Source organism: Micromonospora sp. A202 (genome assembly GCF_006715105.1).
Taxonomy (GTDB): Bacteria; Actinomycetota; Actinomycetes; order Mycobacteriales; family Micromonosporaceae; genus Micromonospora; species Micromonospora zamorensis.
The window spans coordinates 755,950-781,514 of the sequence record NZ_VFMP01000001.1 but is presented as its reverse complement, the minus strand read 5'-3'; the positions used below and the strand labels follow the sequence as shown (position 1 = coordinate 781,514).

At 71.5% G+C, this 25,565-nt stretch carries 21 protein-coding genes; 7 read left to right on the top strand and 14 right to left on the bottom strand.

The window, feature by feature from the left end:
• Positions 1-7 precede the first annotated feature (7 nt).
• On the bottom strand, positions 8-1,351 hold the full coding sequence (locus FBZ33_RS03755; RefSeq protein ID WP_099850773.1) for a class I SAM-dependent methyltransferase: 1,344 nt from the start codon (positions 1,349-1,351) through the stop codon (positions 8-10).
• Positions 1,348-2,745, bottom strand: coding sequence for an FAD-binding oxidoreductase (locus FBZ33_RS03750; RefSeq protein WP_099850771.1), 1,398 nt, complete (start codon positions 2,743-2,745; stop codon positions 1,348-1,350). Before FBZ33_RS03750 ends, FBZ33_RS03755 begins: the two co-directional genes overlap by 4 nt.
• 93 nt (positions 2,746-2,838) lie before the next feature.
• Between FBZ33_RS03750 and FBZ33_RS03745 the strand changes: the two genes are divergently transcribed.
• From FBZ33_RS03745 to FBZ33_RS03735, 3 genes are read left to right on the top strand one after another with little or no spacing between them, the layout of a single operon-like run.
• Entirely contained in the window at positions 2,839-3,309 is a 471-nt protein-coding gene (locus FBZ33_RS03745) for an aminoacyl-tRNA deacylase (protein WP_088946353.1), read from the top strand.
• A 39-nt stretch (positions 3,310-3,348) separates the two neighbouring features.
• Positions 3,349-3,633, top strand: a complete 285-nt coding sequence (locus FBZ33_RS03740) for a DUF427 domain-containing protein (RefSeq protein ID WP_074317101.1) — start codon at positions 3,349-3,351, stop codon at positions 3,631-3,633.
• Between the two features lie 46 nt (positions 3,634-3,679).
• A complete protein-coding gene (locus FBZ33_RS03735) occupies positions 3,680-4,384 on the top strand; it encodes an RICIN domain-containing protein (RefSeq protein ID WP_141907997.1) in 705 nt (234 codons plus the stop codon).
• A gap of 30 nt (positions 4,385-4,414) precedes the next feature.
• Here FBZ33_RS03735 and FBZ33_RS03730 read toward each other — a convergent pair whose 3' ends face one another.
• Positions 4,415-5,770, bottom strand: coding sequence for an MFS transporter (locus FBZ33_RS03730; RefSeq protein WP_255508706.1), 1,356 nt, complete (start codon positions 5,768-5,770; stop codon positions 4,415-4,417).
• A 1-nt stretch (position 5,771) separates the two neighbouring features.
• Here FBZ33_RS03730 and FBZ33_RS03725 point away from each other — a divergent pair, with 1 nt between their 5' ends.
• Positions 5,772-6,779 carry a GlxA family transcriptional regulator gene (locus FBZ33_RS03725; RefSeq protein WP_141907995.1) on the top strand — a complete coding sequence of 336 codons (1,008 nt, stop codon included), beginning with the start codon at positions 5,772-5,774 and terminating at the stop codon, positions 6,777-6,779.
• 162 nt (positions 6,780-6,941) lie between these two features.
• Here the strand turns inward: FBZ33_RS03725 and FBZ33_RS03720 are convergent, their stop codons facing one another.
• Genes FBZ33_RS03720 through FBZ33_RS03710 form a run of 3 tightly spaced genes read right to left on the bottom strand, consistent with a single transcriptional unit; the run spans position 6,942 to position 10,850 of the window.
• Positions 6,942-7,406, bottom strand: a complete 465-nt coding sequence (locus FBZ33_RS03720) for a hypothetical protein (RefSeq protein ID WP_088946350.1) — start codon at positions 7,404-7,406, stop codon at positions 6,942-6,944.
• A gap of 28 nt (positions 7,407-7,434) precedes the next feature.
• Positions 7,435-9,387 carry a VWA domain-containing protein gene (locus FBZ33_RS03715; RefSeq protein ID WP_141907994.1) on the bottom strand — a complete coding sequence of 651 codons (1,953 nt, stop codon included), beginning with the start codon at positions 9,385-9,387 and terminating at the stop codon, positions 7,435-7,437.
• Between the two features lie 2 nt (positions 9,388-9,389).
• A complete protein-coding gene (locus FBZ33_RS03710) occupies positions 9,390-10,850 on the bottom strand; it encodes a sigma 54-interacting transcriptional regulator (protein WP_141907993.1) in 1,461 nt (486 codons plus the stop codon).
• A 209-nt stretch (positions 10,851-11,059) separates the two neighbouring features.
• On the opposite strand from FBZ33_RS03710, the gene FBZ33_RS03705 reads away from it, so the two are divergent.
• Both FBZ33_RS03705 and fxsT read left to right on the top strand, forming a co-directional pair.
• Positions 11,060-12,334 carry a TIR-like protein FxsC gene (locus FBZ33_RS03705; RefSeq protein ID WP_185755197.1) on the top strand — a complete coding sequence of 425 codons (1,275 nt, stop codon included), beginning with the start codon at positions 11,060-11,062 and terminating at the stop codon, positions 12,332-12,334.
• Complete coding sequence (gene fxsT / locus FBZ33_RS03700) at positions 12,318-16,370, top strand: FxSxx-COOH system tetratricopeptide repeat protein (RefSeq protein WP_141907991.1); 4,053 nt, start codon at positions 12,318-12,320, stop codon at positions 16,368-16,370. The genes FBZ33_RS03705 and fxsT overlap by 17 nt, the downstream gene beginning before the upstream one ends.
• On the opposite strand, the gene FBZ33_RS03695 is transcribed toward fxsT, so the two are convergent.
• The 8 genes from FBZ33_RS03695 to FBZ33_RS03660 all read right to left on the bottom strand — a co-directional run bounded on the left by FBZ33_RS03695 (position 16,339) and on the right by FBZ33_RS03660 (position 24,497).
• On the bottom strand, positions 16,339-18,246 hold the full coding sequence (locus FBZ33_RS03695; RefSeq protein ID WP_185755196.1) for an HEXXH motif domain-containing protein: 1,908 nt from the start codon (positions 18,244-18,246) through the stop codon (positions 16,339-16,341). The two genes, fxsT and FBZ33_RS03695, sit on opposite strands and share 32 nt — an antisense overlap.
• Positions 18,243-19,418 carry an FxsB family cyclophane-forming radical SAM/SPASM peptide maturase gene (locus FBZ33_RS03690; protein WP_141907989.1) on the bottom strand — a complete coding sequence of 392 codons (1,176 nt, stop codon included), beginning with the start codon at positions 19,416-19,418 and terminating at the stop codon, positions 18,243-18,245. Before FBZ33_RS03690 ends, FBZ33_RS03695 begins: the two co-directional genes overlap by 4 nt.
• Positions 19,419-19,441: 23 nt before the next feature.
• Complete coding sequence (gene fxsA, locus FBZ33_RS03685; RefSeq protein WP_088946343.1) at positions 19,442-19,615, bottom strand: FxSxx-COOH cyclophane-containing RiPP peptide; 174 nt, start codon at positions 19,613-19,615, stop codon at positions 19,442-19,444.
• Positions 19,616-19,889: 274 nt separating this feature from the next.
• Positions 19,890-20,966 carry a hypothetical protein gene (locus tag FBZ33_RS03680; protein ID WP_141907988.1) on the bottom strand — a complete coding sequence of 359 codons (1,077 nt, stop codon included), beginning with the start codon at positions 20,964-20,966 and terminating at the stop codon, positions 19,890-19,892.
• A 97-nt stretch (positions 20,967-21,063) separates the two neighbouring features.
• Positions 21,064-21,714: a response regulator transcription factor gene (locus tag FBZ33_RS03675; protein ID WP_088946341.1), complete on the bottom strand. Its 651-nt coding sequence runs from the start codon at positions 21,712-21,714 to the stop codon at positions 21,064-21,066.
• Entirely contained in the window at positions 21,711-22,958 is a 1,248-nt protein-coding gene (locus FBZ33_RS03670) for a histidine kinase (protein WP_141907987.1), read from the bottom strand. Before FBZ33_RS03670 ends, FBZ33_RS03675 begins: the two co-directional genes overlap by 4 nt.
• 55 nt (positions 22,959-23,013) lie before the next feature.
• Positions 23,014-23,520, bottom strand: a complete 507-nt coding sequence (locus FBZ33_RS03665; RefSeq protein WP_099850750.1) for a hemerythrin domain-containing protein — start codon at positions 23,518-23,520, stop codon at positions 23,014-23,016.
• Positions 23,517-24,497, bottom strand: a complete 981-nt coding sequence (locus FBZ33_RS03660) for an aldo/keto reductase (protein ID WP_088946338.1) — start codon at positions 24,495-24,497, stop codon at positions 23,517-23,519. Before FBZ33_RS03660 ends, FBZ33_RS03665 begins: the two co-directional genes overlap by 4 nt.
• A gap of 70 nt (positions 24,498-24,567) precedes the next feature.
• On the opposite strand from FBZ33_RS03660, the gene mgrA reads away from it, so the two are divergent.
• Complete coding sequence (gene mgrA / locus FBZ33_RS03655) at positions 24,568-25,563, top strand: L-glyceraldehyde 3-phosphate reductase (protein ID WP_141907986.1); 996 nt, start codon at positions 24,568-24,570, stop codon at positions 25,561-25,563.
• The last annotated feature ends 2 nt before the right edge of the window (positions 25,564-25,565 follow it).

The window sequence follows — 25,565 nt, the reverse complement described above, 5'->3', positions numbered from 1 at the left end:
CAGGTGATCAGGGCAACCAGTCCGGTCGCAGCGGATAGCCGTTCACACCGTCCGGGCCGTTGTGCGTGGCCAGCACCTGGTGCAGCTGGATGCCGTTGCGCTCGAACGCCATCCGCGACCCGGCCATGTACAGCCCCCACACCCGGGCGGTGCCCGCACCCACCTCGGACACGCAGAAGTCCCAGTGCTCGACCAGGTTGCGACACCAGGCAGCCAGCGTCAGCGCGTAGTGCTGGCGCAGGTTCTCCTCGTGGTGCACCTCGAAGCCGGCGTCGTGCACCTCGCTGATCAACCGGCCCGGACCGGCCAACTCGCCGTCCGGGAAGACGTACCGGTCGATGAACGCGCCGGAGCGGTGCGGCGCCCGATTGTCCGCGCGGGTGATGCAGTGGTTGAGCAGGCGGCCGCCCTGCCGCAGCCGACTGCGCAACGCCCCGAAGTAGGCCGGGTAGTTGCGCACCCCGATGTGCTCGGTCAGCCCGATCGAGGAGATGGCGTCGAACTGCTCCGGCGGCGCGTCCCGGTAGTCCAGGTGTCGCACCTCGGCCAGCCCGGTCAGCCCCTCCCGCTCGATCGCGGCCTGCGCCCACTGCGCCTGTGCCTGCGACAGGGTCACCCCGAGCGCCTTGACGCCGTACTCACGCGCGGCGTGCCGCACCATGCCACCCCAGCCGCAGCCCACATCCAGCAGCCGCATGCCCTTCTTGAGCCCCAGCTTGCCGGCGACCAGGTCATACTTCGCGGCCTGGGCCTGCTCCAGCGTGTCGTCCGGAGACCGGTAGACCGCGCAGGTGTACGTCATCGACGGGCCGAGCACCTTCTCGTAGAAGGCGTTGGAGACGTCGTAGTGATGGGAGATCGCCGTGCTGTCGCGCACCCGGGAGTGCCGCATCCCGTTCATCACCCGCTTCCAGCGCGGCAACGCCTCCTGCGGAGGTGCCGGCGGCGGCATCAGCCGCTCCCAGCCCAGCCCACGCACCAGCGCGAGCCCCTCGGCCAGCGACGGTGGGCGCAACCGCAGCTCGTCCTTGAGCACCCGCAACGCCTCGTACGGGTCGCCCGGGTGCACACCCTGCAACGCCAGGTCGCCACTGACGTAGGCCCGGGCCATGCCCAGGTCACCGGGCGCGGTGAGCAGATAGGACAAACCCCGCTCGGATTGGATCGCCAGGGTGATGCCCGCGTCGGACGGGCCGACGGAGCTGCCGTCGTACCCGGTGATCCGCACCGGCAACGGCCCCGAGGTGACCGCGCGGATGACATCCGCCACGGTCGGACCCGTTTGCCGGCCCCCCGCCGGTGGGGTGGCGGGGACGCTCGCCGCCCCCTGATCTCTGTCGGTCAGGCTCATGCTCGTGCTACCGCCTTTTCGTACAGTCCCGTCAGCCGGTGGTCCGGGTCGTAGCGGTCTTTCACCGCGCGCCACGTGTCGCCGCCGTAGAGGCGATCGAAGGCGTCCCGGTCGTAGTACGCGTCGGAGTAGAGCGACTTGTGCCCGCCCGACTCCGACACCCTGCGTTCGATCGTGCGGTTGACGTCGCCGTCGGCGGCGCCCGGCGCGATCGGCACGCTCCCCCAGAACCCGATGTTGACGTAGTCCTGCCCCGGCCGGAGTGGATACAGCGGCCAGGACCGTGCCGAGCCGGGCCCCGCCGGCTCACGCAGTCGCAACGGACACAGCCACACCGGGTTCATCCCCACTGCGCTGGCGAACCACCGCAGGAAGTCAGCCGTCTCACCCAGCGGAATCTCCACGTCCTGCACGACCCGCTCCCGGGCCGGTTGCCCGCGCAGCCGGTCGATCCGGGCCGCCACCTGGTGTCGGTGCTCAAGACGGACCAGCCGGTGGTAGAAGTCGCTGCGCCGGTAACGCGCCGGCCAGAACCTGCGCATGACCGGGTGCTGCGCACCGAACGCCGCCGAGCACCAGAACCAGTCGGTGTCCCAGCGCCAGAGATAGTCGTGCGCGGTGAGCACGTCGCGGGTGCGCTGGCGCAGCGACCGGTAGTAGATCGCCTGACCGGTGTAGTCGCTGGGCGGGCCCGCCGCGTCGGTGAACGTGGCCAGCACCAGGTACGCCTCACCGGGGCTGAACATCACCCCGTCCATCGCGTCGACCGGCTCGCCGGCCCAGGATCGGGTCGCGGTCACCTCCGCGATCGCGTCGGTGAGCGCCTCCAGCTGGGTGAACCGGACGTTGCGCAACGCCACGTACCGGCCGACCGGCTGCAGCTCGATGCGCAGCCGGGTGGCGTAGCCGAGGCTGCCCAGCGAGTTGGGGAACGCGGCGAACAGGTCGGCGTGCTCCCCGTCGGGTCGGGCGGTGACGATCTCGCCGGAGCCGGTGAGCACGTCCAGCTCCCGGACCGACTCGTGCGGCAGGCCGTTGCGGAACGAGGTCGACTCGATCCCGAGGCCGGTCACCGCACCGCCCAACGTGATGGTGCGCAACTGTGGCACCACCAGCGGCATCAGCCCGTGTGGCAGGGTCGCGTCGACCAGGTCCTCGTACGTGCACATGCCCTGCACGTCGGCGGTGCGGCCGGTCGGGTCGACCGACAGCACGCCGTTCAGGCCACTCACGTCGAGCCCCGGAGTCCGGGGAGCGGACCGGGGGCGGAACAGGTTGGAAGTGCGTTTGGCCAGCCGGACAGGCTCGCCCGTGGGCACCGCGGCGTACGACCGTCGCAGCGTGTCCACCGCTTGATCATGGTCAATGGGGTGATCCACACGCTCAGCGCGCATGTGATCACCTTACGCTCGCGTTCCAAAATCCGTGGGACGTCGGCGATGGGAGTTTCCCGTCCGCTGACCGGCTCGGCCGTTACCGTGGCGGGCATGCCATCGCCCGCGATCGCCGCCCTGGAAGCCGCCCAACTGCCATATCGGCTGGTCAGCCGCGGTGAGGCCGGGAGCCTCGCGGAGGCTGCCGCGGCCCAGGGTGTGGCCGTCGCCGATGTGGTGAAGACGATCGTGGTCCGCCGGAGTGCGGACGATCACCTGTTCGTGCTCACCCCCGGGGACCGGGTCGTCTCGTGGCCCAAGCTGCGCGCGCTGCTCGGGGTGCAGCGGCTGTCCATGCCCGACGCGGCGGGCGCACTGGCCGCCACCGGTTACGAACGCGGCACCATCACCCCGTTCGGCGCGAGCACGGCCTGGCCGGTGATCGCCGACGAGCGACTGCGCGGCCGGGAGATCAGTCTCGGCGCCGGTGAACGCGGCCTCGCCATCGCCGCCGACGCCGATGCCGTGATCGCCGCCCTCGACGCCACAGTGGCCGACGTCACCGACCCGCAGCCGACCCGCTGAGCGCTGCCGACGTCACTGCCACGGCCTAGTGTTGGAGACATGCCAAAAGCCGTGTGGAACGACCTGGTCGTCGCCGAGAGCGACGACACCGTGCTGGTGGAGGGCAACCACTACTTCCCCCGCTCCGCCCTGCGCGACGACCTGATCCGGGAGTCCGCGACGCACACCGTCTGCCCGTGGAAGGGCACCGCCTCGTACTACACCCTTGAGCACGAGGGCAGCACCAGCGCGGACGCCGTCTGGTATTACCCGGAGCCCAAGCCGGACGCCGAGATGGTGCGTGACCGGGTGGCGTTCTGGAAGGACGTCCGGGTCGTCGACTGACTGCCGGGCTGGCTCCGGCGCGCCGCCGTGGGCGAGGATGACGCGTATGTCCGCGCCCCACGAACGCCCCGACCCCGCCGGCACCGTCTACGGCGGGCGACAGGCACGCCGCCCCGGGCCGCTGGCCGACCCGCTGCTGCGGGTCGCGGTGGCTGTCGGGGTCGTCGGCGCGCTCCTCGGGGTGGTCTTCGCCACCGGGCTGCTCGACGGGCAGGACGAGCAGCCCGTGCCGGCGACGGTCGGCGCGTCGTCCAGCGCCGCGGCGCCGACCGACCCGGCGGCTGACCCGAGCGCCCCGGCCGAGCCGTCACCGACCCCGTCGGCGACCCCGGCCGGGCCACCCACCGGGCCCCGGGTGCTCCGGGTCGCCTCCGGGCTCTGCCTCGGGCTCGACGGCGACGGCGAGAAGGCCGGCGCCCAGTTGGCCGCGTGCAGCGGCGGCCCGGAGCAGCAGTGGGTGGTCAACCCGGTCGGCGCGGACGTGCTGACGTTGACCAACGCGGCCCACGGGCAGTGCCTGGATGTCGAGGGCGGCAGCCGGGACGACGGCGCACGGGTGATGCAGTGGCCCTGCCACGGCGAGGCCAACCAGCAGTGGCGGCTCACCGCGACCGGCACCGGCCCGGTGCTGCTGGTCGCGGCGCACAGCGGCAAGTGCGCGCAGGCCGACGACGACGGCGTCGAGGCGGGCGACGAGGTCCGGCAGCGGCCCTGCGACGGCCGGCCGGCCCAGCAGTGGACAGTGAGCTGACCGACCGCAGTCGCTGCCGCCGGCCCGGCCTCAGCCTCGGAAGCTCCACGCCTTCGGGGCGGTCGCGGCGGCCATCACGGCCTCCGGCACCGGCCGGCCCGGTCGCCGACGCAACAGCAATGACAGTCCGGCCGCGCCGATCGACAGCGCGCCCGCCACGTACCAGGCCATCGCGTAGTCGCCGAGCCGGTCGCGGACCAGCCCCGCACCGGTCGCCGCGACCGCCGCGCCGAGTTGGTGCGCGGCGAACACCCAGCCGAACACCACCGCTCCGGCGCCACCGAAATACTCCCGGCACAACGCCACGGTCGGCGGCACGGTGGCCACCCAGTCCAAGCCGTAGAAGACGATGAACACCAGCATGGTCGGCTCGGCGGTGCCGGAGAACAGGCTCGGCAGCACCAGCAGGGACGCCCCACGCAGCGCGTAGTACATGCCGAGCAGCAACCGACTGTCCACCCGGTCGGTGAGCCAGCCGGAGGCGATAGTGCCGACGATGTCGAAGAGCCCAACCAGGGCGAGCAGCCCGGCCGCCGTGGTCTGGGCCATGCCGTGGTCGTGCGCCGCCGGCACGAAGTGGGTGCCGACCAGGCCGTTGGTCGTCGCGCCGCAGATCGCGAACCCCCCGGCCAGCAGCCAGAACGGGCGGGTCCGGGCCGCGGTCGCCAGCGCGCCCAGCGCCCGGGCCGCCGCGCCGCCGGTCGCCGGGGGCGCCGGGACGACCTCGTCCGCCCCGTAGGCGGGCAGACCGAGATCCGCCGGGTGCTCGCGCAGGAACCACACCACCAGGGGTACGACCGCCAGCGCGGCTCCGGCCACGACGAGTGCCGCCATACGCCAGCCGTGGTCGCGCACCAGGATGGCGATCAGTGGCAGGAACACCAGTTGTCCGGCGGCCCCGCCGGCGGTCAGCACCCCGGTGACCAGGCCCCTTCGCCGGACGAACCAGCGCCCGGTGATGGTGGCCACGAACGCCAGCGCCATCGACCCGGTGCCCAGGCCGACCAGCACACCCCAGCAGAGCAGGAGCTGCCAGCTGGCGCTCATGAAGACAGTCAGCCCGCTGCCCGCGGCGACCAGCAGCAGCGCCACCGAGACCACCCGGCGGATGCCGAACCGGTCCATCAGGGCGGCGGCGAACGGCGCGGTCAGCCCGTAGAGCAGCAGGTTGACCGAGACGGCCGCGGAGATCGTGGCCAGTGGCCAGCCGAACTCCTCGTGCAGCGGGTGCAGCAGCACCGACGGGGTGGCGCGGAAGCCGGCAGCACCGACCAGCGCCACGAAGGCGACGGCGGCGACCAGCCAGGCGGGATGCAGACGGCGGTTCTTTGACACGGCACCAGTCTGGGCGGGGCCGTACGGCACGACGAGTGGCCGGAAAGCCATCATGCGCAATAATCGGGCCATGACCGTTCGCCCGCACCGGATCGCCGTACTCGCCCTGGACCACGTGGTCGGCCTGGACCTCGGCACTCCCGCGCAGGTCTTCAGCACCGCCCGGGCCGCCGACCAGACGCCCTTCTACGACGTGCGGGTGTGCACCCCGGGCGGGCGACCGGTGCGCAGCACCGCCGGCTTCCAGGTGGTCCCCGACCATGGTCTGGAACTGCTCGACACCGCCGACACGGTGATCGTCCCGGGCATCCACGACGGCACCGCGTTGATCTCGGGCACCGTCGAGCCGGAGGTCGCCGAGGCGCTGCGTGGGGCACACGAGCGGGGTGTCCGGATCATGTCGATCTGCACGGGAGCGTTCGTGCTGGCCGCCGCCGGGCTGCTCGACGGGCGTCGGGCAACGACCCACTGGGCGTACGCCGAGCGGTTCCGCGGCCTGCACGGCCGGGTGGACCTCGACCCGGGCGTGCTCTTCATCGCCGACGATCAGGTGCTCACCTCAGCCGGGGTCGCCGCCGGCATCGACCTCTGCCTGCACGTCATCCGCCTCGACCACGGCAGCGAGGTGGCCAACCGGGCCGCCCGGCGCTGCGTGATGCCGCCGTGGCGCGACGGTGGCCAGGCGCAGTACATCGAGCGGCCGGTGCCGAAGGCCACCGACACCAGCACCGCGAGCGCGCGGGAGTGGGCGCGGCAGCGGCTGCACGAGCCGATCGCGCTGCGCGACCTGGCCGAGCAGGCGCGGATGAGCGTGCGCACCTTCACCCGGCGCTTCCGGTCGGAGACCGGCCTGAGCCCGGCCCAGTGGTTGCTGCAACAGCGCACCGACCACGCGCGACTGCTGCTGGAGACGACCGACCTCACCGTCGACCAGATCGCCCACCGCTCGGGTTTCGGCACCACCGCCGCCCTGCGCCAGCAGCTCCACCAACGCATCGGCGTAGCGCCCTCGACCTACCGCCGCACCTTCCACCCGCGAAGCGAGCTGATCGGCGGCTGATCCCGCCAGGCATCCCCGCCACGCTCCCACCACCGGACGGTCATGCCGCCGCGGGCCTGAAGCCATCGCCCAGGGCATCGCAACTTTGAGCGCGATGACTGTGAGGCATAAATATGACTCACAGGTATCACGCTCAACAGAGCGCGATGCCCGACGCCTGCCTCAGGAGCGGAGCAGGTGCAGCTGGGCCTGGTGTTTGGGCAGGTGGACCCGGGTGTGTAGATCGAGGGTGCGGGACCACGGCAGCGACTCCTCGACGATGAGGTCGAAGCCCTCGCGCAGGTGAGTCTCGACCGGGGTCTCCGCCGCCAGGCCGAGCTGGTCGACCAGCCCGCACAACCGGTCGCTGGTGCCGTGCAGCAGAGCCGTGAGACCCCGCAGACCGCCCTGCTCGGCGGCCAGCGCGTCGAGCTGCGGACGGTGGAAGTCCTCCTCCATCTCGTAGTAGGCGAACGGCGACCCGGCCAACAGCGCCTCGGTGGCCTGGATCATCAGCTCGTCGTTGGCGACCAGATGCGCGACGATCTGCTCGGCGCTGAGCTGCCCCTCCGGAGCCGGACCGAACCCGCCAGCGTCGACCTCCGCGAACAGGGCACCGTAAGCCCGCCGCATTCCCCCGCTCTCCATTCCCCCAGTCAACCCGCCCCGCCGGGAGTTAGCGGCGGGATTGGCGGGAGCGGAGGTAGTCGGAGACCACGTACTCGCCGAGGTCGTCGGTGTCCGGCGTGAACATCCGGCCCCGACTGCGGCGAGCCACCGCGTCCACGAAACGCCGCAGGCCCGGGTCGTCGCCGAGCATGAACAGGTTGAGCGTGGCGCCGTAGCGGCTCAGCCGGTCCACCTCGCGAACCGTCGCCTCGATCGTCTCCGGCAGCGGCGGCCAGTGGAACAGCGCCTCCCCGTCGTCCGGGTCGAGGTGGGCGGTCGGCTCGCCGTCGGTGACGACCAGGACCACCGGCTCGGCGTCCGGGTGTCGGCGCAGGTGCCGACCAGCCAACCGCAGCGCGTGCTGGAGATTGGTGCCCTGTTCCCCGTCCGGCTCGACGGCGGCCAGCTCCTGCTGGGTGAGCGTCGTCGCCTCCCGGCCGAAGCCCACGATCTGCAGGGCGTCCTGCGGGAAACGCGTCTCCATGAGGTGCGCCAGCGCCAGCGCCGTCTGCTTCATCGGCCCCCAACGACCCTGAGAGATCATCGAGTACGACAGGTCGACGCAGAGCACCACCGCCGCCGAGGCCCGCTTCTCGGTCTCCACCACCTCGAAGTCGTCCACCGCGAGCTGCACCGGGACGGTCGGCCCGGCCCGGCTGACCGCCCGGGTCAACGTCCGGACCACGTCCAACGGCTGCTCGTCGCCGTACTCCCAGGGTCGTGACGCACCGCTGACCTCGCCGGCGGCCCCCGCCGAGCGCAGGTCGTGCTGGCCGCGCGGCCCGGCGGTCAGGTCGGAGAAGACCCGTCGCAGCGCGGTCCCGCCGAGCCGTCGCAGCGCCTTCGGGCTCAGCGTGAGCCCTTCGGCGTCCCGGCTCACCCAACCCTGCCGGCGAAGCTCCCGCTCCAGATCGCGCAGTCGGCGGACGTCGTCGGCGGCGTCCCGTCCCAGCGTCCGGGCCACCGCGTCGACGTCCACGTCGTCCAGGGTCGCCCCGGGGTGTTCCTGGTCGAGCTGGTCCAGCAGGTCGTCCAGGTCGCCGATCTCACCCAACGCGCCGGCCGCGTCGGCGTAGTCCAGTGGCTGGTCACCTCGGACCCGTTCGCCACGCCCCCAGCGCAGGTCGGGGCGCAGTGCCCGCAGGTTCGCGTCGAGCGCTGACAACTCCCCGGAGAGGCGGTCGCCGAGCGACTGCTGCATCAGACCGGCCAGCTCGGCGCGCTGCCGGTCGGAGAGCGAGTTCATCAGCCGCTCACCGGCCGCCGAGCGGCGTGCCAGCACGTCGATCAGCTCGTCGACCGTCTCCGGCTTCTCCGGGAAGAAGTCGCCGTGTCTGCGCATGAACTCGGCGAACGCGTCGGTGGTGTCCTCCGCGCGACCGTGCCGGGCCAGCAGGTCGTTCAGGTCGCCCATCATCTCGGCGAGCCGCTGCTGGGCGGCCGGGTCGGCGGACGCGCGCACGGCGTCGCGCAGCCCGGCGAACCGCTGACCGAGCACGTCGTCGCGAAGTTGGTCGAGGATCTGCTGGTAAGAGCGGCGGGCGTCGTCGCTGGCCCACTGGTAGCCGGACAGCTCCTCCACCGCCCGCGCTGTGGAACGAGGCAGGTTGTCCAGCACCGACTCGGCGAACCGCGCGGCGTCGTCGTCGCGCCCGCGCAACTCGTCCCGCTCGGCGGCGAGAGCCTGGTCGAGCAGAGCCTGGGCCCTGGTCACCGCGCCGTCCAGGTCACCGCGACGCAGCGCCTCCCGGCGTAGCCGCCGAGCCCGGGCGGCCAGGTCGTCCAGCCCACCCCGCCCCTTGGGGCCACGGCGCAGCAGGTCGCGCAGCGCCTCCCGCAGGCTTCCGCCGGCCAGCACCTCGGCGCCGACCGCGTCCACCGCCTCACGCACGTCGTACGGGGGTGCGAGCGGGTCGGGCCCGCCGTTCCACTGCCCGTACCGGAACCGGTTGCCGGCCACGGTCAGCCCCGGCCGCCGTAGACGGTGCGCCCGGAGTCGGTGACGTCCTTGCCGAGCCGGCGGGTCAGGTGCAGCCCTTCCAGCACGAACTCGACGGCAGCCGCCGCTTCCTCCGGGGTGGGCGCGTCGCCCAGGCCGAGCCGGTCGAGGACCTTCGCCAGGCCGGGCACGGTGCCGACCTGGCGCAGCAGCTCGGAGGCGCTGACCAGCTCTCCGGTCTCGATCGCCGCGCCGTCCTCGACGAGCGCCGTGAAGCCGGACAGGTCCAACCCGGCCAGGTGCGCCCGGAACGTCTCGGCGGTCGCGGTCCGCAGCAGGTGAGCGAGAACCTCGATCTCCCGCCCCTCCTCGCCGCTCTCGAACTCGACCTTGCCGCGCAGCGTGCTGGTCACCGACACGGCATCGCCGACCCGGGCCACCGCCGCCTCGGGCCGCCCGTCCGGGGTGGTGGTGGCGGCGAGCAGACCGGCGCGGCGCAGCGCGGCGCCAGCGACCGTCTCGGCGGCGGCGATGGCGAACCGGGCGGAGACCCCGGAGCGCGGGTCCACCGACGGCGACTCCCGCACCGCGCGGGCGAAGCGGGCCAGCACCTCCAGGACGTGCTCCGGCACGGCGGCGACCAGGTCGGCCTCCTGCCGGATGAGGTCCAGCTCCAGGTCCAGGTCGAGGGGGTAGTGGGTGCGGATCTCCGCGCCGAACCGGTCCTTGAGCGGCGTGATGATCCGGCCCCGGTTGGTGTAGTCCTCGGGGTTGGCGCTGGCGACCAGGAGCAGGTCCAGCGGAAGCCGCAGCTGGTAGCCGCGGACCTGGATGTCCCGCTCCTCCAGCACGTTGAGCAGCGCCACCTGGATCCGCTCGGCCAGGTCGGGCAGCTCGTTGACGGCGAAGATGCCGCGGTTGGTGCGCGGCACCAACCCGAAGTGGATGGTCTCCGGGTCGCCGAGGGTGCGGCCCTGGGCGATCCGGATCGGGTCCACGTCACCGATCAGGTCGCCGACGCTGGTGTCCGGGGTGGCGAGCTTCTCGCCGTAGCGCATCGAGCGGTGCAGCCAGCCGACCGGCTGGTCGTCGCCGGCCTCGGCGACCTGGGCACGGGAAGCCGGGGTGAGCGGGTGCATGGGGTGCTCGTTGAGCACCGAGCCGGGGATGACCGGGGTCCACTCGTCGAGCAGCGCGCCGAGTGCGCGGATCAGTCGGGTCTTGCCCTGGCCGCGCTCACCGAGCAGCACCATGTCGTGCCCGGCGAGCAGCGCCCGCTCGACCTCGGGCAGCACGCTGTCGTCGTAGCCGACGATGCCGGGGAAACGGGCCTCGCCGGAGCGCATCCGGGCGAGGAGGTTGTCGCGGAGTTCCTGCTTGACGGTGCGGTACTGGTGACCGGCCGCCCGAAGCGCGCCGAGCGTGCCGGGCAGGTCGGCCGGTGGAACCGGGATTACCGGGGTAGGCGCAGTCACCCGACCCACGCTAGCTCACCCCGGAGTCGACCTACGCCAATACGGAAAGTGATATCCGAGACGCCCTCTTGATGCGCCGATCGGCGGGCTGTGGCACGCCGTCTCCGCCCCTATACTCACGGTTAGCTCCGCCGTTTACGGCCGCCGAAAAATGGCCGTGGCCGACGGGGTCACGGCCCGGCCATCCGATGGTCAACCTCTCCCGGCGCGGAGGTGCGGTGCTGTACTTCTTCCTCAGTTACGCGAGGGGCGACGAGGACGCACTGGTCCAACGTCTTTACGAGGATCTCAGCGCAGAGGTACGGCTGATCGCGGGTCTGCCCCGCGACGAGCGGGTGGGTTTCGTCGATCGCACCATCCTGCTGGGCGAGCGGTGGCCGCAGCGGCTGGTCGAGGCGCTGAGCACGTGCCGATCCTTTCTCGCTCTGATGACGCCGAGATATTTCCAGAGCGAGCCCTGCGGCCAGGAATGGCGGATCTTCGCCGACCGCACTGCCCGCTACGACCAGCAGAACGGGGTGGACAGCTCGCTCCTCAAACCGCTGATGTGGATCCCGGCCCGACCCGGCCGCATCCATCGGGTCGCCTCCCCGCTGCAATATTCCTCCCACAGCCTGGGCGACCTCTATCAGCGGTTGGGGGTCCGGCAGCTGATGCGACTGCAACGGCACAGTGACGACTACCGCACGTTCCTCTTCGAACTGGCCAACCAGATCGTGTCCAGTGTGGAGGAGCATCCGCTGCCGGAGGGCCAGCGCACTATCGACCTGCGCGCCACACCCAGCGCCTTCCACCAGGCGCCCGGGCAGCTCGCGGCGGACGTCGACCAGTTCGCGCCGATGCTGGTCCACTTCATCGTCGCGGCGTCGCACCGGGACGAGATGAGCACGGTACGCCAACATGTGACCACGTACGGCAACCGTGCGTTGGACTGGGCACCGTACGGGCCGCCGCTGCCCGACCCGGTCGTCGACTACGCCCGTGAGATCGCGGCCGACCACAGCTACCGGTCAACGGTGGTGGACCTGACGGAGCTGGCCCGCCGCGCCGAGCAGGCCGCCCGCTACAACCAGATCCTGGTGCTGATCGTCGACGCCTGGCTGACCCGCCTGCCCGAGCAACGACAGTCGCTGGTCGCCCACGCCACTGCCGCCCTGCGCGACGGCGGCACCACGGCGGTGCTGATCCCGAGCAGCCGCGACGACACGGAGACCCGGGAGCACTGGCAGTCACTGTCGCGCGCGTGTCGGGAGATCTTCGACGACCTGGCCTCGGACGACGAGCTCTACCGGTCCAACATCCTCACCCACCGCGCCTTCCAGGAGGAGCTGCCGGAGGTCCTGGAGGTCGCTCGTAACCGGGTGTTCAGCCGAGGAGCGGTGCACCGGCCTCCCAGCCTCGCCACGGACACCCGACCACCACGCATCGACGGGCCCTGGGGCGCGGAGAGCGACGACACCACACCGGAGGACGGCCGTGACAACGAGCGCTGACCCGGGCATCACCGGCGATGGTGTCGAGGGTCGAATCATCACGTTCTACTCGTACAAGGGTGGCACCGGCCGCACCATGGCGCTCGCCAACGTCGCCTGGATCCTGGCGGCCAACGGCTACCGGGTGCTCGCTGTCGACTGGGACCTGGAATCCCCCGGTCTGCACAAATATTTCCACCCGTTCCTCCTGGACAAGGATCTGCGGACGTCGACCGGGATCATCGACATGGTCCGCGACTACGCCGAGGCGGTCGTTCGACCGTTGGAGGAGACGGAGGACGAGGACTGGCTCGGCAGCGCCGCCGACGTGCTGCACCACGCCGTCTCGCTGCACTGGGACTTCCCCGCTCCCACCTCGGCCGTCCGGCCTTCTGCGGGTCCGACTCCAAAGGGCAGCCTGGACCTGTTACCCGCCGGCCGACAGGACACGGCATACACCAAGGCCGTGAGCACCTTCGACTGGCAGGCGTTCTTCGAGAAGCTGGGCGGCAACAGCTTCCTCGACGCACTGGCCGCCAGCATGCGGGACAACTACGACTACGTGCTGATTGACAGCCGGACCGGCGTCAGCGACGGTGCGGGCATCTGCACCGTGCGGCTGCCCGACGCCGTGGTCACCTCCTTCACGCTCAACGACCAGAGCATCGACGGAGCTGCCGGCGTCACCCGCTCCATCATCCGGCAGCGCGGCGACCGACCGGTCCGGATCCTGCCGGTCCCGATGCGGGTGGACAACGCCGAGCAGCTCAAGTTGGAGGCGGGCCGGGACCACGCGCGCCGCCGCTTCGCGCCCCTGCTGCCCCGGACTTCCGTAGAGGAGAGCGACCGGTACTGGGGTGAGATCGAGATCCCCTACCAGCCCTACTACGCGTACGAGGAGATCCTGGCGGGGTTCGGCGACCGGGCCCACCATGAGGGCACGCTGCTCGCCGCCTACGAGCGACTGACCAAGGCGATCACCGAGGACTCGGTCGACAGCCTGCCAGCCATGGAGGATCGGCTGCGCCGTCAGTGGTTGGCCAAGTTCGAGAGGCAACGCATCTCCGGTGCCGCACCGGACGTCTTCGTCAGCTACGTCTCCCTCGACCGGTCCTGGGCCGAATGGGTCCGCGACGAGCTCCGTTCGGCCGGGCTGCGTACGGTGATGCGAGAGGTCGACTTCCCGGCCAGCCCTGTCGAGGGGACGTCGACGGCCATCGGTTTCAAGGACGCGGCCCGGCTGGTGGTGCTGCTGTCCCAGGAATACATGCAGTCGTCGAACGCCAGCGAGTTGTGGTCCCAGGCCACCAGCTACGAGTCGGGCAGCGGCGGCAACTTCCTGGTGCCCGTCCGCTTGGACAATTCCCGGGCGCCTGCGGTGTTCCTGGAACGCGTTCCGGTGGACCTGGTGGGCGCCACGCAGGAGGAGGCCGCCACCCGTCTGCTTGAGGCCCTAGACCATCCCGCCCGCCCGGCGACCGACCCGGAGGGTGCCGGGCAACGACGGCGGTTCCCCGGCAACGAGCCACCGGTCTGGCGGGTGCCGTTGCCGCGTAACGTCCAGTTCGTCGGCCGCAGCCGACTCCTGGAGGAGATGCGCGACTGGCTGTCGTCGGCCGAGGCCCGGCACACCCCGCTCGCACTGCACGGCCTGGGTGGCGTCGGCAAGAGCCAGATCGCCCTGGAATACGCCTACCGCTTCCGCGCCGAGTACGACGTCGTCTGGTGGATCTCCGCGCAGCAACCGAGCGTCATGCGGCTCGCTCTGGCCTCGCTCGCCGACCGGCTGGCGGACAAGGCGGACACACCACTCGGGGGCAACGTCGCCGAGCGGGTCCAGTGGGTGCTGGACGCCCTGCGCCGAGGTGACCCCTTCCGGCGGTGGCTGTTGGTGCTCGACAACGCCGACGACCCCGCTGAGTTGCACGACCTGATGCCGCAGGGGCCTGGCCACGTGCTCGTCACCACCCGCAACCACGTCTGGGCGCGGCACGCCCGCAATTTTGAGGTGGGTGCCTTCGACCGCGCGGAGAGCACCGCGTTGTTGCGTCGGCGAATCCCACGCCTGCCCCTGGCTGATGCCGAGATGGTCGCTGACCGCCTGGGCGACCTGCCGCTCGCCGTCGAGCAGGCGGGAGCATGGCTCGCCACCACTGGCGAGTCGGCCGTCCAGTATCTGCAGCGACTGCGCCGGTATCTGCCAGGCATGCTCTCCGACGAGCTCCCCACCGACTATCAACAGACCGGCGCGGAGCCATGGCTCGTCTCCCTGGAGAGCCTGCGGGAGCGCAATCCGGCGGCGGCGAAGCTGCTGGAGGTCTGCGCCTTCTTCGCCGCCGAGCCGATCCCGATGTCGCTGCTCTACGACGACAGTTTCATCAACGTGCTTCTCCCCTACGATCCGTCGGTACGGGATCCCCTGCTCATGGGGCGCGCGCTGCGGGATGTCGGCCGGTACGCGCTGGCGCGGATCGACAGCGTGCGCGGCGGGCGCGGGCGCACTCCGGACCGCGGTGACGACGGCAACCAGACCAGCCTCCGCATGCACCCACTGGTGCAGGAGCTGATCCGGGAGTCCATGTCCGACGAGGCCAAGGCGGAGAACCGGCGTCACGTGCACGCGATCCTCGCCGCCGCCAACCCGAAGGACCCCGACCAGCCCCGCAACTGGCCGATCTACGCGGATCTCTGGCCACACCTGCTGCCGTCGAAGACCCTCAACTCGCCCCAGCCGGAGGTCCGACAGCTGTTGCTCGACGTGGCCCGCTACATGTGGACACGGGTCGACTTCGCCACCTGCTCCGAGCTGGCCGAGAAGGCGATCGAGGCGTGGCGGGCGGAGCATGGCGCTGACGACCCGCCGACCCAGATGATGCGCTTCCACCTCGCCAACGCGCTGCGCCTCGAGGCGCAGTACCAGGCCGCGTACGACATCGATCAGGACGTGTACCAGCGGCTCTCCGACACGCTCGGCGAGGACCACGAGTACACGGTGATCGTCGCGGGCAGCCTCGCCGCGGACCTGCGCGCGCTCGGGTTCTTCGAACGGGCGCGCGAGTTGGACACCCGCACGGAGGAGTTGGCCCGTGAGGTGTTCGGTGAGGAACACCCACGGGCGTTGATCGCCGCGCACAACCTGGCCCTGTCGCTCCGGCTGGTCGGCGATCTGCGTGGGGCGTTGCGGCTCAACGAACGCACCTTGGCCCGCCGCCGCGACACGCTCGGTCCGATGCACCCGTACACCCTCTTCTCGGAGGGGCAGTACGGCCGCGACCTGCGCGACACGGGCGACCTCACCGAGTCCCGCCGGGTCCTGGAGGCAGCGGTGGAGGCGGACCGGGAGGTGCTCGGCGAGGAGGACGGCGAGACGCTACGGGTGACCAAGAACTACGCGGTGACCCTCCGCAAGTTGGGCGAGTTCGAGCGGGCCCACGGGTTGAGCGCGGACGTGCTGGTCCGTTCCCGCCGTCGGCACGGCGCCGATCATCCGGACGTGCAGGCCGCCGCGATGAATCTGGCCTGTGACGAGTCCGCTCGGGAGGACGACGCGGGCGCGCTTCGCCGGGCGCGCCCGGTGTACCGGTGGTATCGGGACGCGATGGGCGAGGACCACCTGTTCACCCTGGCGTACGGCAACAACCTGGCGATCTTCCTCCGGAAGGCTGGGGATCTGGAGGCGGCCTTCACGCTGTCCGACGAGGTCGTCAACCGTTTCACCGAACGGGTCGGCGCGGACCATCCGTACACGCTAGCCGCGAACATCAACCTCGCCAACTGCTGGTACGTGCGTCGGGAGTTCGCGGCGGCCCTCGCCGCCGACCAGGACTGTTACGAGCGGGCGCAGCGCATCCTCGGGCCGTCCCACCCGGACACCCTCGCGGTGGCGAACAACCTGGCCACCAGTCTGAGTGTCGCCGGAGACCACCGAGGTGCCCGCGCTCTGCGTGACGCGGTGATGCCCCTCTTCCGCCGCGTCCTGGGTGACAGCCACCCGAACACCATCGCCCTGGTCGAGGCGAACCGCCTCAACTGCGATCTGGAACCGCCACCGACGTAGACGACGCGCCGTCGTGCTCGATGTCCGCTGCCGGCACGCAGGTCACCGGAGCAAGCCAGCGGGCCAGTTCGAGTGGATCCTCCGGGTGCCCGGCCGCGCACAGCCGCAGGTACACCGCACGGCACAGCTCCGGGTCGGCGCCGCCGGTCTTCTGCGCCGCAGTCAGGCGCTGCTCGGCGAGGGCCAGGCCGACCCAGGCCGAGAGCTCCTCCGGATCGGCGCACACCTGCCCGCGGTAGCTCTCGCGGGCGGCGAGGTCATTCCCGGCGGCGAGGGCAAGGTCACCGTCGGACGCCATGGGCAGTGCTTCGACGAGGCGTTCCGCGCCGGTGCGCAGCCGCATGAACCGCTCCGGATCGCTCAACCGCAACCGCACCAGGTCGAGCCGTGGGCTGAGGCTCAGCCATCGACCGTCGGCCGGTTCCACCCGCAGCGTGACGATGGCGGCGGGGCACGGCAGGCCGGCCGCGCGGGCGGCGGCGAGCTGGTGGACGGCGTCCGGGTCGGGCCGGCGGTTCCGCAGTCGCCAGACCGTCCAGTGGTCCTCGGCGGCCTCCCTGGCAAGCTCGGCCGCCCCCGGGTCCACCGGGTCACGCCAGTCCTCGATGACCCGCCGCAGACCGGTGACGAATTCGCGGCCGGCCGCGGTCAGACGGCCGAAGGACTCGATGTCCGCGCAGGTGCGGGACACGCGGTCGCGCCAGCGAGCGAATTCCACCTCGGCCAACCGGGCCGGGCCACCACTGCGCACCGCACGACGCCCCCGCCAGAACTCGGTCACCGCGATGAAGGCGTAGACACCCTGGAGGACGGCGCCGAGAGGACGCGGATCGTCACGCCAGGGGGCGTAGTAGTAGCGCCGGTCGTCGCGGTCGTAGAGGGGCTCGACGTCGATCGTCGCTCCGAGCTTGGCGTGCTGGAACTCGTGCAGCAGGCCGAGCGCGAACGCCTCGCCATCGATCGGACGGGTCATCGAGACCGACCCGAAGGCGTCCATGCTGGTGACGTTGACCCCGGCGCTGACCGAATCGGCCAGCAGCGGCACGAGGCAGCGCAGGCCCTCGGCGATCGCCTCGGCATGCCGACGGTGGTGACGCACCAGTATCGGCCAGGCCTCGTCGAGCAGCCGTTGCCACTCGGAAACCTCGGCGGGTGTGAGCCGGTCCGCGGCGCACAGCTGGTGCCGGTCCCGGTACGGGTCGAGATCGTCGAGAGTGATCCGCAGCGTCAACCCGTCTGCGGTGCTGCACAGTCGGTGCAGGCCGGACCAGCCGTCGGTCTCCGCACCCGGCCCGGCGTCCGGTGGAGGAACCAGCGACACCGTGACCGGCCCGACCAGGAGCTGCGACCCCGCCCGTTTGATGGTCACCCGCTGCGCGTCCCCCACCCGCGCGAGCCCGAGCGTGGGCAGGTAGACGACCCCGTCGCGCGGCGTGACGCTGAGCTCGAAGTCCATTCCGGCCCGGAGGGCCGCCACCGCGGCGATCGACCCGAGCGGGGTCAGCTCGGCTTCGACGGGCCACTCGGGTGCGGCCTCCACCACCAACCCGCCGGTCGTCCGGCCGACTGCCGCGGCGGACGCCGAACCGGACGGCATCGGCGTACGCAGTCGCCGCAGCGCGGTGGCCAACCAGGCACCGGTGTGCGGCAGGGCCAGCACCGCCGGCCCCGCCTCGGGCGACCGGTCCGCCGCCGTGGCCCACAGCGCGAAGTGTCGGGCGGTCTCCTCCGAATCGGCGGTGTCGAGGAGCGCGCGTAGCTGAAGCATGCGTTTGCTGACCTGACCGTCACGCAGCAGACGGATCGTCCTCCGGTCACCGAGGCCAGCCGCGAGTGCCGCGAGGTCGTCGGGGGCGAGCCGGTGGTATCCCGTCACGACCGCTCCCGAGGCATGGCTGCCAGGTCCGCTCGCAGGCGTCGTTCCACATGGGCGATGAGCAGCAGAAGATCGGGGCAGTAGACGGACGGGTTGGTGAAGCTTCCCTCCCGGTACCGATGGGGATAGTTGCCGGCACCGCAGACCCGGTGCACGGGGCACGCGCGGCAGGAGGCGGCGAGGGCCTCAACTCCCACCTGGCGGGCGATGACGGCGGGGTGCCGCAGCACATCGTCGAGGGAGTCGGTGAAGACGGTCAGGTCGGTGCCGACCGCGCCGGGGTAGGTGGAGCGCAGGGTGTCGACCTGCTCGTACGCCCCGTCGGTGTTGATCACCACTGCGGCCACCGGGCTCAGCCCGAGGGACTCGGTCCGGCTCCGCCCTCCGAACAGCAGGTTGATGAGTTCTTCGAAGAGACGCACCCGGGTCAGCCGGGGCGAGGTGTCGTACCAGGCATCGAAGGCGGCGGCCAACCAGGTGCCGTAAGGGCTCGGGCCGTCACCCCGCCGCGGCGGCGCCTCCCAGTTAGCGTGCGGGAGCAGGAAGTCCACCATCGGCGGCCGGTACGACACCAGCGTCTCGTAGGTCTGTAGCGGATCGGCGGCGAGGTCCACGACGCAGAGCACACCCGCGTACGAGTCGGGCCGCTCGGCGAGCAGGCGCAGGGCGCGGTCGACCTCGTCGTAGCTGCTGCGGCCCGACGCGTACCGCCGGTGCCTGTCGTTCGACGTCCGGTCCCCGTCCAGACTCACGCCCACCCGCACCCGGGCGTCGGCCAGCAGGGAGAGAGCGCGTGGGGTCAGGAGGGTGCCGTTGGTCTGCACGCTGATCTGGGCCTGCGACGGTGCGACCGCCTCCCGGAGCCGGTCCGCCATCCGGACCAGGTTGGGAGCGCCGACCAGGAGCGGTTCACCGCCGTGCAGGACGATCCGCACATCGGTCTGGTCGTGGGCGCGGACGTGTTCACGTATCCGCTGGCAGGCGTGGTCGAAGATCGCCGGAGTCATCAGCAGGGGGTCGGAGAGGGCGCTGCGGTCCGCCAGTTCGTACATGTAGCAGTAGTCGCAGGCCAGGTTGCACCTGCTGTGGACCTTGAGGATGAACTCCGAGAACGGGACGGGCCGCGGGCGGGCGGCGACGCCGCCCTCGGCCACCGTGACGGTCCCCGACATGCCGCGCCCGCCGCCCGGCATCCTCACATCGCCGAGTTCCACCCGGCGACCGCCTCCTGGGGGCGGTCGATCTCGTCGAGGATTCGGCGTAGCGAGTGGGCGAACACCGACTGGTCCAACTCCTGAAGATCAGCCAGGCTCACATCACTGAGGTCCACGAGGGTGCCCTGCGGTGCGCCATCGGTCGTATCCATCATGATCCGTCCACCCGCGAAAAGGACTCGCGCCCGAGTGAGCAATGAATTGTGCGGAAACCGTCGGGCCGAGACCCGTCACGTAACGCCGACCCCGCCGACGAACCGGGTCATCCTAGCGGCCTCACGCTGATTGCGCGGTGGGTCGGGCGGGTCATCCGGTTCAACGCCACAGTGCGGTCCGCAGACATTGTTCTCGGCCATCCGGCCATCCAAAATCCGGCGTCCGGGCGGGAAGGACCATCGATCCGGTGACCGGCCGCGGCGACATGTCGGATCAACCCCGACCGCAGCGCCGGCAGGCTCCGCGGCGGCGCAGGTGGTACGCGTACGTGGCGACGCCGAGCGCCACGCCCCACAGCGGCCAGAGCAGCATCGGCGCCCCGGTCAGGCTGAGCCCGCCAGTGAGTTCCCAGAACTTCGGGTTGCTGAGCAGTCCGAACGAGGCCGCGGTCACCGCGATGGCAACGAGGGTGGCCGGCGCCACGGCCAGCGTCACCGGCACCCGACGACCGGCCAGGCCGGGCATCCAGCGGGGGAACCGCTCGCCCCAGCGCTGCACCAGCCCGAGGGTGAGGATCGCGCCGACGGTGGCGAACGCGCCCAGCCCGAACCCGGCCCACACCAGCCCGCTGTCCTGCATCTCGGTGAGGAACTCCCGGGAGATGCCGAGCGGGATGCCGGCCGCCCAGGCGAACCGGGTCAGCGCGTACGTGAACGGGATGACGGCGGCGGTGCCGGCGGCCCACCGGCCCCAGCGGGCGGCGGCGGCCGGGGTGGTCCACCCTCGGTCGGTGTGGTCGCGGCCGCAGCCCACGCAGGCCGCGGCGGTGCGGCGCTGCCAGGCGAGCACCGCGGCGGCCAGCAGCAGCCCGCCGGCGAGCGCGGCGATCCGGGCAAACAGCGCCCAGTTGAAGATGTCGGCGTAGTCGACCGGCGGCCAGCCGAACGGCGCACCGACGATCAGTATCGGCAGGTAGCCGAGGATCACCAGCACCCGGACGTCCGGCACAACGACGGCGAGGACGAACGCCACCGCCCAGCCGTAGCCGGCGAGCAGCGCCCGCAGCGGGCCGGGTGGGCGTACGGCGGGGCGGCTCATGGCCAGTACGGCCACCGCGGCGGTCAGCAGTACGCCGGCGAAGAGCGGGGTGGCCAGGTCCACCGGCACCAGGCGCAGCAGGTTGACGTCGCCGCCGTTGCGGTCGTTGGCGCCGAACGGGTAGCCGGCGCCGGTGAGGGTGCCGACCAGGGCGAGCACACCCCACAGACCGAGCCAGCCGGCCGCCAGTGGGGCCAGCCGATCGGGCCAGCGGGAGTCGGATCGAGGCGGGGAGGCAGTGATCGTTGTCATGCTCACAGCCTCGACAAACGACAGCCGGATTCCCTCCCGGCCGGCGGTGAACTCGCTCCCCCGAAGGAGGGACCGGTCAGAACGACGGAGGGACCGTTCAGCCGGACGGGGTGACGAAGCCGGACTCGTAGGCGGCGATGACCGCCTGCGTACGGTCGCGGACGCCCAGCTTGGCCAGCACGTTGCCGACGTGCGTCTTGACCGTCTCCACGCCGACCACCAGGTGCGCGGCGATCTCCGGGTTGGATCGGCCGGTAGTCATCAACCGCAGCACCTCGGCCTCCCGGTCGGTGAGTCGGGCGGCGCGCAGCTGGTCGCCGCCGGCCGGCCCGTACGCCCCGACGAGCTGGCGGATGGCGGCTGGGAAGAGCAGCGACTCCCCCGCCGCGACCACCCGAACGGCCTCCACCACCTCGGCGGGCCGGGCCCGTTTGAGCAGGAAGCCGGAGGCGCCGGCGCGCAGCGCCTCGTAGACGTACTCGTCGTTGGCGAACGTGGTGACGACCAGCACCCGGGGTGGGTCGGCGGAGGTGGCCAGCAGGTGTCGGGTGGCCTGGATGCCGTCGATGCCGGGCATCCGTACGTCCATCAGCACCACGTCGGGTCGGTGCCGGGCGACCAGCGGCGGCACCTCGGCGCCGTCGGCGGCCTCGGCGAGCACGCTCAGGTCGGGTTGGGCGTCGATGATGGCCCGCAGCCCGATCCGGATCAGCTCGTCATCGTCGACGATGAGCACGCCGGTGGTCATCGCGTCTCCTCGTAGGGCAGGCGGGCCCGGATCAGCCAGCGGTCACCGTCCGGCCCCACGGTGATGCCGCCGCCGAGCAGCAGCACCCGTTCCCGCATGCCGTCCAGGCCTCGGCCGCCGCGCCCCGGATGAGCCCGCTCGGGGCGGCGGCGCACCCCGTTGACCAGCTCCAACTCCAACGCTCCCGGGTGCAGGTCCAGCCGCAATGTCACCGGCCCCTCGCCGTACCGGGCGGCGTTGGTCAGTCCTTCCTGGACGATCCGGTAGCCCTCCCGGGAGACCGCCGCGGGCACTCGCGCCGGGTCGCCGACGCGATGCGCGTGCACGGCCAGCCCGGCCGCGCGGGCGTCGGTGACCAGACGGTCCAGGTCGGCGAGCGTACGCTGCGGCGCCACCACGGATCGCTCGTTGCCGCCTTCCCGGAGCAGCCCGAGCACGTGGTCCAGTTCGTCCATCGCGGTCCGTCCGGTCTCCTCGATGGCGGTGAGCGCCCGCCTGACGAACTCCCTGTCGGTGTCGAGGACCTCGCGGGCGGCACCGGCCTGGAGGGTGGCCACGGTCAGGGCGTGACCGATCGAGTCGTGCAGCTCCCGGGCCAGTCGGTTGCGTTCGGCGAGCCGGATGGCCTGCGCCTCCAGGGCGGCGATGCGCTCCGCCGGGGCGGGGCCGAGCAGCACCGGCGCCATCGAACCGGCGAGCGCGCCGAGCCCGGCGACCGCGTAGCCGAGACCGACCAGCAGGGCCACCCCACTCAGGGTCAGCCAGCCGCTGTCCCGCCCGTCCAGCGGCCCGAACCGTTCTCGGCTGGTCAGCTCGGTGCCGATGCCGAACTGCTGGGCGATGAAGGCCAGTGCCATCGGCAGGGCGCTGAACAGCGCGACCATCACCAGCGCGCCGACGATGAGGTGGGTGGCGATCCAGAGCGCGCTGCGCAGCCGGGTCTCGCGGTCGGCCGTGTGCCCCGGCGCCGGTTCGGGCAGGTCGATGCCGAGCAACGCCCGTACGGCGGCGATCTCCAGAGCCCGGCTGCCGTCCAGCAGCAGCGGGACCACGGCGATCAGCGCCGCGATCACCAGCAGCGCGTAGACCAGTGGGCGGGGGATCTCCGAGTCGGCGAGCAGTTGGGCGAAGGTCACCACGAGGACCCCGTACGGCAGGGCCAGGACGCCGCCGAGCAGCAGGAACACGCCGCGTCGCCAGGTGGTGCCGGCGACCAGCGGGGTCAGCACCGCTCGGAGGGTCACCTCGTCATTCTCATGCCGGAACCAGGCTCGGCGACTCCCCCGTGCCGGGGAGATCTCAGCGGTGGTCGGCCACGTACTGCTGGGGGTCCTTGTCGCGGAACGGCAGGTTGCGGCCGTTCTTGTGCTCGCCGTAGAAGGTCAGCCAGCGTTGGCCCAGCTCGGCGCGGAGTTCGGTGCTGGCGTGCCGGCGGAAGTCGGGCAGCGCCTCGTCCTCCTCCTCGGCGAGGTGCTCGCTGTTCTCCCGGCGGGCGGTGCCGACCGCCTCCCACCACTGCTCCGAACCGACCGGGTGCAGTTTCGCCTCGGCGATGGCGTCCCGGATCTTGTTGTGGTCGCCGATCGCGTCGGCGGTCTCGTCCTCGCCGTCGTCGCCGTGTTTGACCAGGTGCGGGTAGAGGATCGCCTCCTCCGCCTCGGCGTGGATGTCCAGGTGCAGGGCGAGAGCGTCCCAGACGGCGAGCATCTCCTGCTCGTCGCGGGCGTCGTCGAGGCGGGCGAAGCCGCGCCGGAAGGCGGCGTGGTCGTCCAGGATCAGTGCGGTGATGTCGTCCACTGTGCTCACTTCTCCGTTGGGCTGGCGAACCGGGCACGCACCATCGCCGGCATCGCGGCGAGGCCGGTGACCGGGCGGAAGCGTTTCGCGGTCTCGGCCAGTGCCGCGTACTCGTCGTCGGCGAGGTCGATGTCCGCGGCGGCGGCGTTGCGTTCCATCTGTTCCACCCCGGAGGCCCCGGGAATGGCGAGCACGTTCGGGTGGCGCAGCAGGTAGGCCAGCGCGATCTGACTGGGGGTGGCGTCGTGCGCGTCGGCCACCTGCCGCAGGGTGTCGATCAGGACCGCGCCACGTTCCAGGTTTTCCGGCAGGAAGTACGGGTTGGCCCGCCGGACCGCGCCGCTCGGCGGGTTCTTCGCGTCGTACCGCCCGGAGAGGAAGCCCTGCGCCAGCGGGCTGTACGCGATGACCACCCGACCGGCCTGCCGCGCGTACGGCAGCAGGTCCTGCTCGGGTGCGCGGTCCAGCATGCTGTAGCGGACCTGGTTGCTGAGCACCCGCCGGCCGAGCGCCGCCTCGGCGACCTGCCAGCGGCGCAGCCCGTAGTTGCTGACCCCGACCTCGCTGACCAGCCCGACGTCCTGCAACGCCCGCATGCCGCGCATGGTGGTGTGGTCGGCGACCAGCGGGTTGGGCTGGTGCACCTGGTAGAGGTCGATGCTGGTGACGCCGAGCCGGGCCGCCGAGGCGACCGCCCGCTGCTGCACCACGGCGGCCACCGGCAGGACCGGGAAGATCTTGGTGGCGACCACCATCTTGGGCCGGTCGTCGCCGAGGGCGGCGCCGAGGATCCGTTCGCTGCGCCCGAAGCCGTAGATCTCCGCGCTGTCGAACACCGTCACGCCCAGCTCCACGGCCCGCCGGACGATCTGCGCCGCCTGCTTCTCGAAGGCCGGGCCGTAGCCCCATTCCCGGGAGCCGAACTGCCAGGTGCCCAGCCCGATCTTGGACAGCGGTTTGGGGGTGTCGAGAGCAATGAAACGCATGGCGTCGAAACTACCCCGATGTCCTGGTTCACACGCGCGATCCCCGCCAGCGCGGGCCAGAGTTAGGCTCATGATCGTGACCTACCTCGCCGCGGATGACCGCTACGACTCCATGACCTACCGGCGCAGCGGGCGCAGTGGCCTGCGGCTGCCCGCCGTCTCCCTCGGGCTCTGGCACAACTTCGGTCCGGACCGCCCCTTCGAGCGGCAGCGCGACATCGTCCGGCGCGCCTTCGACCTGGGCGTCACCCACTTCGACCTGGCCAACAACTACGGTCCACCGCCCGGTTCGGCGGAGGAGAACTTCGGCCGGATGCTCGCCACCGACCTGAAGCCGTACCGGGACGAGCTGGTCATCTCCAGCAAGGCCGGCTACCTCATGTGGCCCGGCCCGTACGGCGAGTGGGGCTCCCGCAAGAACCTGATCTCCTCGCTGGACCAGTCGCTGGGCCGGATGGGGCTGGACTACGTCGACATCTTCTACTCGCACCGGTTCGACCCGGACACCCCGCTGGAGGAGACGATGGGCGCGCTGGACGCGGTCGTCCGCTCCGGCAAGGCGCTCTACGTCGGCATCTCGAACTACAACTCCGAGCAGACCGCGCGGGCCGCCGCGATCCTGCGCGACCTGGGCACGCCGCTGCTGATCAACCAGCCGTCATACTCGATGCTCAACCGCTGGACCGAGTCCGACGGCCTGCTCGACACGCTGGAGCAGGTCGGCGCGGGTTGCATCGCGTACAGCCCGCTGGCCCAGGGCCTGCTGACCGATCGCTATCTGGGTGGCATCCCGGCGGACTCCCGGGTGCGCACCAGCGTCTTCCTCAACGAGAGCGACCTCAGCGAGGAGAAGATGGCCACCATCCGAGGGCTCGGCGCGGTCGCCGAGCGGCGCGGGCAGTCCCTCGCGCAGCTGGCGCTGGCCTGGGCCCTGCGCGACCCGCGGATGACCAGCCTGATCATCGGGGCGAGCAGCGTCGAGCAGCTGGAGACCAACATCGCCGCGCTCGACAACCTCGACTTCACCGCCGACGAGTTGGCCGAGATCGACCGACTGCTGGGCTGAGC

Excerpts from the sequence above, each read along its gene's own strand:
- FBZ33_RS03755 (WP_099850773.1), bottom strand. The coding sequence starts at position 1,351 with ATGAGCCTGACCGACAGAGATCAGGGGGCGGCGAGCGTCCCCGCCACC.
- FBZ33_RS03750 (WP_099850771.1), bottom strand. The coding sequence starts at position 2,745 with ATGCGCGCTGAGCGTGTGGATCACCCCATTGACCATGATCAAGCGGTG.
- FBZ33_RS03745 (WP_088946353.1), top strand. The coding sequence starts at position 2,839 with ATGCCATCGCCCGCGATCGCCGCCCTGGAAGCCGCCCAACTGCCATAT.
- FBZ33_RS03740 (WP_074317101.1), top strand. The coding sequence starts at position 3,349 with ATGCCAAAAGCCGTGTGGAACGACCTGGTCGTCGCCGAGAGCGACGAC.
- FBZ33_RS03735 (WP_141907997.1), top strand. The coding sequence starts at position 3,680 with ATGTCCGCGCCCCACGAACGCCCCGACCCCGCCGGCACCGTCTACGGC.
- FBZ33_RS03730 (WP_255508706.1), bottom strand. The coding sequence starts at position 5,770 with ATGGCTTTCCGGCCACTCGTCGTGCCGTACGGCCCCGCCCAGACTGGT.
- FBZ33_RS03725 (WP_141907995.1), top strand. The coding sequence starts at position 5,772 with ATGCGCAATAATCGGGCCATGACCGTTCGCCCGCACCGGATCGCCGTA.
- FBZ33_RS03720 (WP_088946350.1), bottom strand. The coding sequence starts at position 7,406 with ATGGAGAGCGGGGGAATGCGGCGGGCTTACGGTGCCCTGTTCGCGGAG.
- FBZ33_RS03690 (WP_141907989.1), bottom strand. The coding sequence starts at position 19,418 with ATGTCGGGGACCGTCACGGTGGCCGAGGGCGGCGTCGCCGCCCGCCCG.
- fxsA (WP_088946343.1), bottom strand. The coding sequence starts at position 19,615 with ATGATGGATACGACCGATGGCGCACCGCAGGGCACCCTCGTGGACCTC.
- FBZ33_RS03680 (WP_141907988.1), bottom strand. The coding sequence starts at position 20,966 with ATGACAACGATCACTGCCTCCCCGCCTCGATCCGACTCCCGCTGGCCC.
- FBZ33_RS03675 (WP_088946341.1), bottom strand. The coding sequence starts at position 21,714 with ATGACCACCGGCGTGCTCATCGTCGACGATGACGAGCTGATCCGGATC.
- FBZ33_RS03660 (WP_088946338.1), bottom strand. The coding sequence starts at position 24,497 with ATGCGTTTCATTGCTCTCGACACCCCCAAACCGCTGTCCAAGATCGGG.
- mgrA (WP_141907986.1), top strand. The coding sequence starts at position 24,568 with ATGATCGTGACCTACCTCGCCGCGGATGACCGCTACGACTCCATGACC.